Origin of the sequence: Parabacteroides sp. PM6-13, assembly GCF_029892605.1 — a bacterium.
Taxonomy (GTDB): Bacteria; Bacteroidota; Bacteroidia; order Bacteroidales; family Tannerellaceae; genus QVMG01.
Window position 1 is genome coordinate 43,354 of sequence record NZ_JARXWF010000011.1, and the last position, 12,943, is coordinate 56,296.

Sequence of the window (12,943 nt, forward strand, 5' to 3'; positions counted from 1 at the left end):
CTGGCTGTTTCTATAAGACTGCAAATGTTGATAAAAAACTAAACACCAGTCCCTTTCGATGAAAGAGATGTAGATTGTTATTTTTCACTCCAACAACAAATCGTCTATCGTGTACTTCGAATTAAAGCGGTCGAGGTCAACTGGATCTTCGATTCCGTCGATTTTTCCTTTTTCGGAATATTGCCAGATGGTGTATGTGCCTTCCCCTTTGACAACAGGATGTTTGGTGGGATCGTCGTTGTATCGCCCTATCATCAAATGGTAGTTGTTGAATTCCGGTGCACAGTTTTTGTTGTAGAAGGAGTTGACGGAATAGATCATAGGGGCTTTTCCGTAATGCTCTCTTACTAAGCGGATAAAGACTTTCAAGCTATCCTGGAATTGCGATCGGCTCCAGTATTTACACTCTTCCACATCAACCATAGGGATTAAGTCCTGATCCGCTTTCTGGGCTATATTTTTGAAGTGCTCAAATTGTCCATGTGCGGAACTGGTGGTGCGGAAATAATGATAGGCGCCTACTTTTAGGTTGTTATTTCGCGCTTCTTCGATATTGTATTTATATTTAGGATCTGTATATGTTTCCCCTTCAGTCGCTTTGATATAGACAAATTGAATGTTTTTGTCTTTTGCCACCTGCTTCCAGTCTATATCCTTTTGATGTCTTGACACATCAATGCCATGATACTTACCATTTGTATTTTGACTATTACAAGTAAGAGAAATAATCCCAAAACTTAGAATAAGTATGTATGATAGTAGTTTCATATTCTTTTCTGATTTTTACCTTGTGCGTTCTTACGCAAAGATATAATTCTTCGCCGGAAGAACAAATAACCCAGGGCTATTTGTTGGCCGAGCATGGTCGACCAACTGGCTGAGCATGGTGAGTCAATTGGTCGAGCATGGTCAGCCAACTGGTCGACCATGCTCGGCCAACAAATTCTCCCAGTTATAAGGTATATTTATTTATCACAATGCGGGTAGTCCCTATTTTAAGTTTGGAATCGACGCGGATAGGGACTTTGTTCTGGTCGTTGGAAAGATAAACGGTCATGGCGGCATCCGCGTCTTCAAAGGCTTTCTCATCCAACAACAGGACCAATTTAATACAGTCGTAATCGCGTCCGTCGTTTGCCCGGATACTTTTCTGTCCCTGGTGTTCGATCAGCATATTTTCCATCCGGCGACCTGTGAAATAAGCGACAGGCAGGCGATCGCCTTTTTTCATCGACGAATAATCAAATGTCCGCGCGTAATAGAGAATGCTCAGCATATCATACACCGGCCGTTCGGACACCAGGAGGGTATCGAAACGCAGTTCGTCGTTTCTGATCCGACGCGCCTTTACCTCTATATTTTTTGTCGTATAAACGTAAGAGGCTCGCTCAATGGTGTGATCGCCGCCTTCGTGGGCATCTTTCAGGTAAGCGAGCGGTTTCAGATCCTTTGCTACGTAAGAGGTCAAGGTATCCTCCATCGAAAAGACGCTTTTAGCAATGCCGCTCGACTTGGCCAATAGATTAAAACGAAAAGCGTTTTGCCCATTATATCGATCTTCGCTAACCGTCAGTCGGGAAGTACCCGCCTTGGCACTGATAATACCAACTTTCACATGCATATCGTAGGTCAATTCTTCGCCCGGACGAAAAGGAAGCGTGCGGTCGCTCTGTTGCGCGTTTGCCGAAGAGGCCAACAAAAACAACAGGACTACGAGTATAAAACAACTATTATTCTTCATGTTCGATCTTCTATTTTGTTTTTCAGTTATATTATGTAAGACGCGATTAAACGCCAAAAGACAGGTCTGTTTAATTATTCTTAACCTGTTTCTTTAAAATGTAACACGCCGCGGGGTGTGTTATAATAACCAAAGAAAGTAAGGATTGTTCATCCGGCCTATCGGAAAAGAGCTATCTTTGTGCAGACTTATTTCAGAATCAAAAAACATGACATCGCCAGAATCAAGAGAAAAAATACTCATTCGTACATCGTGGATCAGTACAATCGGCAATGCGATTCTCTCCGTTGCCAAAATCGTTATCGGGCTGGTTGCCGGAAGCCTGGCGGTATTGGGAGACGGGATCGACTCGGCTACCGATGTAATTATCTCTATTGTGATGATTTTCGCCGCGAAAATCATCAACAAACCACCCAGCCGGAAATATGCCTATGGCTACGAGAAGGCGGAAAGTATAGCTACCAAGATCCTATCGCTGGTGATCTTCTATGCCGGAGCACAAATGCTGATCTCTTCCATCCAACGTATATTCTCTACAGAACCCCGCGAACTACCCGGCATGCTGGCCTTGTATGTGACGGTTTTCTCGATTGTCGGCAAATGGGGACTGGCCTGGTATCAAATCAAACAGGGCAAGAAGATCAATAGCTCTATGCTGATTGCCAACGCGAAGAATATGCAGAACGACGTGATCATCTCCGTTAGCGTCTTATTGGGACTCTTCTTCACCTTTATATTACACATGCCGATCCTGGATGCCATCACCGGGTTAGTGATCAGCGGCTTTATTATCAAGACCTCTATTGGTATCTTTATGGAGTCGAATATCGAGTTGATGGATGGCGTGAAAGATGAAACCGTTTATGAAAAGATATTCGAAGCCGTTGAACGCGTGCCGGGAGCGCACAATCCCCACCGCGTTCGTTCCCGTCAGATCGGCAGCATGTATATGATCGCGCTCGATATCGAAGTCGATGGCGAGATCACCCTAAACGAGGCGCACGGCATTGCAGATGCCGTTGAATGCAGCATCAAGGAGTACGTGGAGAATGTCTACGATATCGTGGTGCATGTCGAACCCGAAGGCAAATGTCATGCGATCGAGAAATTCGGTATCGATAAAAAGATGATCGAATAAGAATCGTCAGCCCTTTTTCTGGAAGGCAATACGCTCTGCCCCACTCTGCAGGTATATGATTCCGCACCTTGCATAGCCCATCTTTTGCAGGATAGACTGCATCACCCGGTTCTCTCGATGGGTATCGACACGCACATTGCCACATTGCCGGAAACACCAATCCAGGCAATAAACCGCTATTCCTTTCTGCTTGCCCGAAGAGGCAATCCGGTGAACCACGCCATAAGGCGCATGATCCAGCCATTCACCTTCATAGATCCGCGCATAGGTCGGCTCCTCTCCTATCTTGAAATAGAAGGTGCCGACTATCTCTCCTTCACCATCCAGACACACATAGCTATTCCCCTCCTCTATATCGCTTACTATATTTTCGCGGGTCGGATAGCCATTGATCCACTGATTCGGATTACCGGTCTCAGCCATAAACTGCCGGGCATAGGCATAGATAACAAGAATCGCCGGGAGATCCTCTTCGGTTGTTTTTCGTATGGTAAACATCGTATTGAAGGTTAGCCCCTATTTCACCTTGGCGAACAGGATATAATTGTTATCGTCGTCGCCCATCTGTTCCTGAACGCGTGTAAACTTCTTACGCATACTCTCGCTTAAGGCTTCCGACTGAAGCATTGTCTCCAATTTTTCCTCCAGTTCGCCCGGATCCATATTGCGGACAAAATAGCCATTCTCGAACAGATAAACAGGCTGATGAACAATATCCTGTCCAACCATAAAATCATTCTCGATCCGGAAACAATTGCCTTTCAAGGTTTTCTTATCTACAATATAATGCGCGGGTTTGTCCCCCTCTGTCCTTCGGTCGCCGGAGCCATCCTCATTCACCATGACAATATGTATTTCTTCGCTGGTGCTTCCAACAAAATAATCCTTCCACTCTTCGTAGCTATGCGGTTGCATCTCCCGGTTGCTGTAGTCCATCATAAAACGAGGCGTTATTGTCATCGTATTGAAATTCATATGATATAATGTATCCGCACGACCCGGCAGTGTCATAAAATGGACAGCAAACAGGTCTTCTTGTTTATCAGAATAAAGACGAAGCGCCCAAGCTCCTTTATGTAAGGTAAGATGTTCAGCAGGAATCGAGTCGAGCATCTCCCCGTTCAGGGTTTGTGTCCAGGCAAGAGTCAATGGCTGATCATTCGGTTTAACAATGATTTCCACCCGATCGTTCTTCACATGGAAGGCGCATTCGTTCAATTGACGTGGCAATTTGATAGGATCCAATACTTTTCCCGCAAAATCATACACCAGGATTGACGAGCTATAACCGGAAAACAAATAGATCCGATTATTAGCCTCATCCAGTTGATAGGAGCGGATATTTCTATATTCACCGGGGCCATTGCCTATTCCTCCAATATCAGCTATAAATTTCCCATCTCGTTCAAATAACTTACAGGGATTATTCTGCCCAGCAAGAGCAAGGATATAATTGTCAGAAACAATCACTTTTTGTTGAGGCGAAACCAAGGCTTCATCACGATCGTCCAATTTTATAATATCAAGCTCTTCCGTGAAATAACTTAAAGGAAAAACAATCGTGTCGGTCAATAGATCCGGATTCAATTTAATTAATTCATTTCCTTCCACCATCACGCGCTCAGCTACGATAGGCGCGTCTTCCCAATAAGCCTGGGAGAGATCTTTTTTACTACAGGAGGCACACACAAGAATAAAGGCTAACAATAAGAAAGAATAATTTCTCTTGATCATATGGTTCAATTGTTTGTGAATATTTTCAATAAGGTTGCAATATATTAGTAAATCATTTACACACTATTTATTCTCCTATTATTTTAACAATATTTATATTCATCAAATAAGGATCGTAACGATTCATTGATTGATGTTAATATTCAAAAGGAGGATATTGGATAGGTGGGCGGATCTTCAAATAGGAGAAGATGGGAAGGAGAAAGGAGAAAGGAGAAGGGAGAAAGGGAGGGAGAAGATGTGAAGATTGCGGGGATGCACGCCGCAGGCGTGAGATTATGCATAACCGTATGCAAGCGTAGCGCAGCTTACGGTAGTGAATCCTCTATATAAAAAGCCCCGCATGGGGCGGGATTATGGCAGATCTCGCACCTGCGGCGCTTGATTGACAGGTAGTCGCTATACCGTAAGCTGCGCTACGCTTGCATACGGTTATGCATAATCTCGCGCTGGCAGCGCGATCCCCACCTTTCCATCTTACGATACCTGAATTAAAGCCTGACAACCGACGTATCGCAGACAACATACCACCTATGAGGTCAATTGCAGACAGAAAAAATCAACATTACGCTTACCATAAGAGCATAAAGAAATACCAATAGGGAGGTGCGTCCTAAAATAGCATTCAGGGCTTTGCCTTCCAATCGCACAAAGCGTTGCCAGGTGTTGATAAACATGACATAATAGCCAGCGGCGGCAGCAATAAAAAACAGCCACAAGGAGCTGGCATGGAAAACAAACATGGTCAATAATCCCGCTAACGCCCCATTGATTAGATAGATTGCGCGGCCATAAGGTTTGCCAAACAAAACAATTGTAGTTCGTTTTCGTGATATCTTATCCTGTTCGTAATCACGGTAATTATTCACCACCAATATATTAATAGAGAGGAAACCAATCGCTAACGATAATAAAAAGGCAGAGGCTGAAAACGTTCCTACCTGCACAAAGTAGGTAAAACAGACAGGCACGACCCCATAAAACAACAGAACGCACACATCGCCCAGCCCATTATAGGCTAACGGAAACGGGCCGGCCGAATAGGCCAGTACTGTGATCGCCATCAATATACCTACCGGCAACAAAATCCAGCCGCCATAGAACAATAAAAAGCAACCACATAAGCAAGCCAAGCCAAGCGTAAGAAAAGTGGCAATCAACATGGCTCCCGGCGTGATCCATCCCGAAGCCACCGCCCGATCGGGTCCAAGACGGTCTTCCCGGTCGGCACCTTTCTTAAAATCAAAATAATCGTTGGCAAAATTACTGGCGATCTGCGCCAACAGGGCAACACAAAGACAAAGTATAGCCGGGAGGAAAAGAAAACCTCCATCGTGCCAGGCAAGCCCCCACCCTACCAGTACCGGGCTGACCGAAGCAAACAGGGTGCGCGGACGAGCCGCTTCCAACCAGACTTTTAAGCTGTTTTTTTTCAACATATCTTCCATCACTTCCTTTTATTCTGCAAAGAAAAACATAAGTAAACGATTTTATCCCATATCTCCGAAAATAAATTATGTAGGCATTCTTCAACTATTTTTATCATTTTACTAAACAAAATCGTAAACCAACTGTTATATCATAAAACAAAGTTATCTTTGCACGCATGAAGCACTTTCTTTACTTTATAGCGATACTGTTAACACTGCTCACCTTCTCTACACCCAAAGAGATGGTCGAGGGGGATATCTGTATGGCTATAAACGAATCCTTTATCGAGGAAAAGAGTGATGCGGCAGACTTTCAACACCGGTTCGAGGAAATCAGCCAAGACATGAAAAACAGCAATTGTCTGACTCCTCGCCGCCCTATTCAGTCGACTTTCCATATTCCGAACGTGCGTGTTATAAAAACAGCCACGCGCATCCTATATGAGGCACGTATCAAAGGAGCCGAACAGCTCCAAAAGATTTCAGAATATAGATCTATTTGTCAAACCACCCTAAACTCCTCCCTGTTTTGCCGATGGGGATCTCATGTGTTTTCCCTTCGGAAGATCGTTATTTAATACATTTTTTTCTTTCGCATTATCTTAATAGCTGTATGCCGTTCATATCAAGTTGACCCGGCCTATGGGCGATTAAGCGTGCATCTTCGTAAACTCTTATTTCGATTCGACCAACCTAACAAAACATGTATTAGTAACGATTAAAAACAAAACAGTTATGTCTAAGAAAAATAATAAAGCCAGTATCTATCTGTATATTCTGCTTATCATTGCCGGTTGTGTATTGGCATGTAGCTCATTGATCACCAACGATTACCTGAAACTGATCATTGTAATGGCCACGCTTTGCGGCGGTTTGTTCGGTGTGATGAAAGGCCTGAGCAGATCAGGCAATGGCGAAGAGGTAATGGAAGAATAAGCGACTTTTCACCCCCTATTAAAGCAAAACAGGCCGTTTCGATACTGAAACGGCCTGTTTTCGTTTTATGTCGGGAGCGACTTATTTCGCTTGTTCCAACTGCAATGTTTTCGTAGGTGCGTCACATACTTCGGTCGGTCCGAAATACTGGATCGGTCCCGGGTACATATAGCTTGTTTTCGATGCCCATTCGTCGCGTTTAGCCTGGAATGCCTTGAAAGGAGCCCCATCCAGTTTCACCAACGCTTTCTGAATAACCGGTTTCATTTCGCCATGACGACGCTCCATATTCATCATCATAGTCACAGGAATACCACCGGCGATCCATTTGTCGGCCGAAGCGGTTGTATTGCGTACCGACGACATATAACCGGTCTTACCCGACGCAATCAGGCAGGAGGCAGTATATCCCAGTGAGTAGCAATAGTCGGCATCGTAGTTGGAAGGAGCCGCGCAACGTCCTTCGTAGCCGAAGAAATGATGCAAAGAAGAGAATTTACCTACAAATTTGCCCTCTTTCTTCCATTCAGCCAGTTTCTTTCCGACCATTTCCGCCAATAGCTTTTCCGTTTCGATCAACGACACCTGTACGTTTCCGTGCGGGTCGCGATCCAAGGTCAGCTGACGTGCCACCCCTTCCGGCAGGCTGGCATAAAGATCCGCATTGTCTTTAGTCAGTTTGCTAAGTATATAAGCACGCTGTTCGCTCTTCTTGATCATCTTGAATTCGGCATCGTGTTTTGCCAGGTAATCATTCAGTTCGGCAATCAGGCGTTTCATAGCCGGGATAAACTCGATCAATCCTTCGGGAATCAGGACAATACCGAAATTATCACCCTGTTCCGCTCGTTTGGCAACCACCGAAGCGATATAGGTCACGATATCGTCGAGCGACAGGTTCTTAGCCTCAACCTCTTCTGAAATAATACAGATATTGGGTTGTGTCTGCAGAGCACACTCCAATGCAATATGAGAAGCCGAACGACCCATCAACTTGATGAAGTGCCAGTATTTCTGAGCCGAGTTACAGTCTCTCTCGATATTACCGATCACTTCAGAATAAACTTTACAAGCCGTATCGAAACCGAAAGAGGTCTCGATCTGTTCGTTTTTCAAGTCACCATCGATAGTTTTCGGACATCCGATCACCTGCACGCCGGCATCGATCGATTTGTAATATTCCGCCAATACGCAGGCATTCGTATTTGAATCATCACCACCAATAATAACAAGGGCTTTGATATCCAGCTTTTTCAGAATCTCCAATCCTTTATCGAATTGTTCCTTCTCTTCCAGTTTGGTACGTCCCGAACCGATGATATCGAAACCACCGGTATTGCGGTACTCCTCAATGATATCAGCTGTTAGTTCTTTGTATTTATGATCAACCAGACCACCCGGGCCCAAAATAAAACCATACAAACGAGAATCCGCGTTCACCGCTTTGATACCGTCAAACAAGCCGGCAATCACATTGTGTCCACCCGGAGCCTGTCCGCCCGAAAGAATAACCCCCACGTTGATAGCAGGCATCGCTTGCGGCGCATTGTCCTTTTCAAACGTAACGATTGGCATCCCGTACGTATGCGGGAAAAGAGCCTTAATTTCTTCCTGGTCGGCTACCGATTGGGTGTATTCACCATCTACCGCTTTTACCGCGCCCTTCAACGCAGCAGGCACCTTCGGCTGATAGGCTGCCCTTGCAATTTGTAATGCACTTTTTGTCATTTTTATCGAATTTGTTAGTTAGAATTGCCTCTGGCTATTAAAATGCTGCAAATATCGTGTTTTTTTTTCAATTTGAAAAGGATAACAAAAAGCAATACAGACAGACATATGTAAGTATCTTAAAACATACGACTCAGCAACTTGCTGTTATGTATGTGAATTCAGAATATTTTCCTACTTTTGCATATTCAAATTATATAATTGGTCACAATATGCAAGAAAGAGTAGTTATTCTTGATTTTGGTTCACAAACGACTCAATTGATCGGCCGCCGGGTACGAGAATTGAATATGTATTGTGAAATTGTTCCGTACAATAAATTTCCGTTCGACAATGCGGAAGGTGTAGTAGGAGTTATCCTTTCGGGTAGCCCCTATTCTGTTTATGACGAGAACGCGTTTAAGCCAGATCTTAGCCAGATCCGAGGCAAATATCCGGTACTGGGCATCTGCTATGGCGCTCAATACATTGCCTACACATCAGGGGGAAAAGTCGAACCTGTTCATTCCAGAGAATATGGCCGGGCTAACCTGACCACACTGGAGAAACACGATCCTTTACTCAAAGGTATTGACGCCGGCTCGCAGATATGGATGTCACACGGTGACACCATCACCTCTCTTCCGGATAATTTCCGCGTAATTGCCAGCACCGGCGATGTGAATGCGGCAGCCTACTATGTAGAAGGAGAAAAAACCTGGGGTGTTCAGTTCCATCCCGAAGTGTATCATACGACCGACGGCGTAAAACTGTTGGATAACTTCCTCAATATCTGCGGAGCGCCCAAGAGTTGGAGTCCGGCCTCCTTTATCGAATCAACCGTTGCCGATCTGAAAAAGCAACTGGGCGACGACAAAGTGATACTGGCACTCTCAGGGGGAGTCGATTCATCGGTAACTGCCGTATTATTGAACAAGGCTATCGGAACGAACCTAACCTGTATCTTCGTTGATCACGGCTTGCTCCGTAAGAATGAATTCGAAAATGTGTTGCGCGACTACGAACATTTGGGGTTAAATGTAATCGGCGTTGATGCGAAAAATAAATTCTATGAGAAGCTGGCCGGCGTGACCGATCCGGAACAGAAAAGAAAAATCATCGGCAAAGGATTCATTGATGTATTCGATGAAGAAGCTCATAAGCTGAAAGATATTAAATGGCTGGGACAGGGTACAATCTATCCGGATGTGATCGAATCGTTATCGATCACCGGCACCGTGATCAAGAGCCACCACAATGTAGGCGGGCTTCCTGAAAAAATGAATCTGAAGCTGGTTGAGCCTCTGCGCCTGTTATTCAAAGACGAAGTACGCCGCGTAGGGATCGAATTAGGCATGCAGCCTCACCTGATCAAACGTCATCCGTTCCCGGGTCCGGGTCTGGGTATCCGTATTTTGAGCGATATCACCCCGGAAAAGGTGCGTGTATTGCAGGATGCCGATGATATCTACGTCTCTCTGTTGCGCGAATGGGGATTGTATGATAAGGTATGGCAGGCAGGTGCTATCCTGCTCCCTATCCGTTCGGTAGGAGTTATGGGTGATGAACGCACCTATGAAAACACCATCGCCTTGCGTGCCGTTACCTCGACAGACGCGATGACCGCGGATTGGGCTCAGTTGCCTTATGAATTCCTGGCAAAAGTATCCAACGAAATCATCAACAAAGTGAAAGGTGTGAATCGCGTAGTTTATGACATAAGCTCTAAACCACCGGCAACTATCGAGTGGGAATAACCCATTTTTACGAATAAAGAAAGGGGTTTTGATGTAAAAATACATCAAAATCCCTTTTTTCTTGAAAAAAAACAATGAAAATCATTGCTTATTCTAATCAATAATATATATTTGCTGCGCATTAATTAAAAAATCAATAATAAAATTGTTATGGGTAGAGTAAAAGGATCTAAAATGTCCGATGAGGCTAAGGCCGCTATGCGTGCAAAACGTGCCGCAAACAAATTAGGAAAACAATCAGCTTTTAATTTAGTAGCAACTAATCTTAAGCTCCTGGAGTTTGACGAATTGGACAATGCTATCGCATTGGCACATCGCTACAAAAGAGAAAAAGTAGGTGAAGTAGAACTTCGCTTAATCAAAGAGAAAGAAGAAATCGAACAAAAGCTGCTGCGTCTGAAAGAATTTGACAAATAAATTAAAAAAAGAGACTGGTTCATTGAGCCAGTCTCTTTTTTTTGTCTTTTGCTTGTCTATTGATTAGCCAGTTGGATGGTATGACAGGCCACCAGCGCCGCGGTCTCCGTACGAAGACGGCTCTCACCCAGCGAAACGGGCACAAAGCCATGTTGCAGAGCCAAAGCGATCTCTTCCGGGCTAAAATCACCCTCCGGACCGATCAACACCAACGCATTTTCTCCCGGACGATATGCCTGTTTTAGCAACGTCTTATCCTCCTCTTCGCAATGCGCGATAAATTTAGCGCCTTCCCAGGGCTGTTCTACGAAAGCTTTAAAGGGAGTCATCCCGACAATCTCGGGCAGCTGTGCCTTCTGGGATTGCTTCATGGCGCTTACGGCTATCTTATGCAGACGTTCTGTCTTTATCTCTTTTCGTTCAGAATGGCGACACAACAGGCAGGTCACCTGATCGATGCCTATCTCTGTCGATTTCTCCATAAACCACTCGATCCGATCCATATTCTTGGTCGGTGCCACAGCGATATGTAAACACACCGGCGAAAAAGCCGGTTGGCGTTCTACCTGCAATACCTCCACATAACATCGTTTCCCTTGTATATCACTGATTCTCACTTTATAAAAGGAGCCCTTTCCATCTGTCAGATGGAGTTCGTTCCCTATTGACAGCCGCAGTACCCGCAACACATGACCCGCCTCCTCGGCAGGCAATTCGTTGTTCTGCGCAATATCCGGTGCATAAAACAATTGCATACTCATTCTTTTTTAGCCCAATATCATACCGATCATCACCGCAGAGAGGATAGACACCAACGCGCCACCTATCATAGCCGGAACACCAAAACGAGTGATCAGCCCCCTCTTCTCCGGCGCCAACACCCCCATGCCTCCCAATAAGATACCGATGGAGGAGATATTAGCGAAACCACATAAGATATAGGTCGACATGATAATTGATTTTTCATAGAGAAAAACGCCGGCTTCTTTCCACTGCTGCATCTGCGCGTAGGCCACAAATTCATTCAGGATCGTCTTCTGCCCTAACAGCGAGCCAACCGTTACCACATCGGGCGTCGGCACACCAATCAGCCACATAAAGGGAGCCAATACAAGGCCAACGATAAATTGAAATGTCAGTCCCTTCGATCTTCCGCCGGTCACCTCTACAATCCAATCATTCAAACCGGTGTAGTGTCCTATAATATCACACAAAACATAATTAGCCAGCGCCACAAGTGAAATAAACACCAATAACATAGCAGCAATATTGACCATCAGCTTCACACCGGTCACCGTGCCGGAAGAGATCGCATCCAAGACGGTCGCGTTCTTTCCCCTCTTTTCCATGGGTGCTATATGATCCATGGCCGGTTCTGTTTGCGGGCAAAGCATTTTAGCCACCACAATTGAGCCGGGCGCCGCCATCACAGAGGCCGACAACAAATGTTTCGCAAACAAAATGCGCGACATCGGATCATCGCCGGCCAACATGCCGATATAGGTTCCCATAACGGTACCGGCGATGGTCCCCATACCGGAAACCATCACAAGGAATATCTCCGATTTATTCATGGACGGCAGGTAATTCTTTATCAACACCGGCGATTCGGTCATGCCCAAAAATATATTCCCGGACACCACCAATCCTTCCGAACCGGATATATTCATAAATTTCCGCAAAAACCAGGAAAAGGCGCCAACCACTTTCTGAATGATTCCCCAATGATAGAATATGGAGACCAAAGCGGAGAAGAATATAACAATAGGCAAGGAATGTATCAAAAAGGTAAACCCATTGGCTTTGGAAGCATACGGACCCAATAGGAAGTTGATCCCCTCCTGCGTGAAATCCATTAATTTGATAAACGCCATCCCGATCCCTTCGAGCAATACCCCGACAAAAGGGACGTATAGGACAGCCAAGGCAAACACCAACTGCAAAAACAGCCCACCGGCAACCAATTTCCAATCGATTTTTCTCCGATCACTGCTCATCAAAAAGCAGACGACAATCACCACCACTAAACCCAACAGTCCTCTAAACAGGGATCCCCATCCGAAACCAAGTGTTCCTTCCATCG

At 45.1% G+C, this 12,943-nt stretch carries 13 protein-coding genes; 5 read left to right on the forward strand and 8 right to left on the reverse strand.

Annotated features, from left to right (window positions below; translation table 11 throughout):
• Window positions 1-84: 84 nt before the first annotated feature.
• Together M2134_RS11300 and M2134_RS11305 are read right to left on the reverse strand one after the other, a co-directional pair.
• On the reverse strand, window positions 85-768 hold the full coding sequence (locus tag M2134_RS11300; protein WP_280758184.1) for a GH25 family lysozyme: 684 nt from the start codon (window positions 766-768) through the stop codon (window positions 85-87).
• Window positions 769-952: 184 nt separating this feature from the next.
• Window positions 953-1,741, reverse strand: a complete 789-nt coding sequence (locus tag M2134_RS11305) for a DUF3108 domain-containing protein (protein ID WP_280752281.1) — start codon at window positions 1,739-1,741, stop codon at window positions 953-955.
• A gap of 208 nt (window positions 1,742-1,949) precedes the next feature.
• Here M2134_RS11305 and M2134_RS11310 point away from each other — a divergent pair, with 208 nt between their 5' ends.
• A complete protein-coding gene (locus tag M2134_RS11310; protein WP_280752280.1) occupies window positions 1,950-2,879 on the forward strand; it encodes a cation diffusion facilitator family transporter in 930 nt (309 codons plus the stop codon).
• Between the two features lie 6 nt (window positions 2,880-2,885).
• Here the strand turns inward: M2134_RS11310 and M2134_RS11315 are convergent, their stop codons facing one another.
• From M2134_RS11315 to M2134_RS11325, 3 genes are all read right to left on the reverse strand, one after another.
• Window positions 2,886-3,377, reverse strand: a complete 492-nt coding sequence (locus tag M2134_RS11315) for a GNAT family N-acetyltransferase (RefSeq protein ID WP_280752279.1) — start codon at window positions 3,375-3,377, stop codon at window positions 2,886-2,888.
• Window positions 3,378-3,395: 18 nt separating this feature from the next.
• Complete coding sequence (locus M2134_RS11320) at window positions 3,396-4,613, reverse strand: 6-bladed beta-propeller (RefSeq protein WP_280752278.1); 1,218 nt, start codon at window positions 4,611-4,613, stop codon at window positions 3,396-3,398.
• Window positions 4,614-5,152: 539 nt separating this feature from the next.
• Window positions 5,153-6,061 carry a 1,4-dihydroxy-2-naphthoate polyprenyltransferase gene (locus tag M2134_RS11325; RefSeq protein WP_280751301.1) on the reverse strand — a complete coding sequence of 303 codons (909 nt, stop codon included), beginning with the start codon at window positions 6,059-6,061 and terminating at the stop codon, window positions 5,153-5,155.
• 158 nt (window positions 6,062-6,219) lie between these two features.
• Between M2134_RS11325 and M2134_RS11330 the strand changes: the two genes are divergently transcribed.
• Window positions 6,220-6,621, forward strand: a complete 402-nt coding sequence (locus M2134_RS11330) for a hypothetical protein (RefSeq protein ID WP_280751300.1) — start codon at window positions 6,220-6,222, stop codon at window positions 6,619-6,621.
• A gap of 157 nt (window positions 6,622-6,778) precedes the next feature.
• On the forward strand, window positions 6,779-6,979 hold the full coding sequence (locus M2134_RS11335; protein ID WP_280751299.1) for a hypothetical protein: 201 nt from the start codon (window positions 6,779-6,781) through the stop codon (window positions 6,977-6,979).
• Between the two features lie 81 nt (window positions 6,980-7,060).
• On the opposite strand, the gene M2134_RS11340 is transcribed toward M2134_RS11335, so the two are convergent.
• Window positions 7,061-8,707: a diphosphate--fructose-6-phosphate 1-phosphotransferase gene (locus M2134_RS11340; RefSeq protein ID WP_280751298.1), complete on the reverse strand. Its 1,647-nt coding sequence runs from the start codon at window positions 8,705-8,707 to the stop codon at window positions 7,061-7,063.
• 212 nt (window positions 8,708-8,919) lie between these two features.
• On the opposite strand from M2134_RS11340, the gene guaA reads away from it, so the two are divergent.
• A complete protein-coding gene (gene guaA / locus M2134_RS11345; protein WP_280751297.1) occupies window positions 8,920-10,443 on the forward strand; it encodes a glutamine-hydrolyzing GMP synthase in 1,524 nt (507 codons plus the stop codon).
• A gap of 150 nt (window positions 10,444-10,593) precedes the next feature.
• Window positions 10,594-10,860 (forward strand): hypothetical protein, encoded by a 267-nt coding sequence (locus M2134_RS11350; RefSeq protein WP_280751296.1) that lies wholly within the window; start codon window positions 10,594-10,596, stop codon window positions 10,858-10,860.
• Window positions 10,861-10,916: 56 nt separating this feature from the next.
• Here the strand turns inward: M2134_RS11350 and M2134_RS11355 are convergent, their stop codons facing one another.
• Window positions 10,917-11,615 carry a 16S rRNA (uracil(1498)-N(3))-methyltransferase gene (locus tag M2134_RS11355; protein ID WP_280751295.1) on the reverse strand — a complete coding sequence of 233 codons (699 nt, stop codon included), beginning with the start codon at window positions 11,613-11,615 and terminating at the stop codon, window positions 10,917-10,919.
• 12 nt (window positions 11,616-11,627) lie between these two features.
• Window positions 11,628-12,941, reverse strand: a complete 1,314-nt coding sequence (locus M2134_RS11360; RefSeq protein WP_280758185.1) for a nucleoside transporter C-terminal domain-containing protein — start codon at window positions 12,939-12,941, stop codon at window positions 11,628-11,630.
• Window positions 12,942-12,943: the final 2 nt, after the last annotated feature.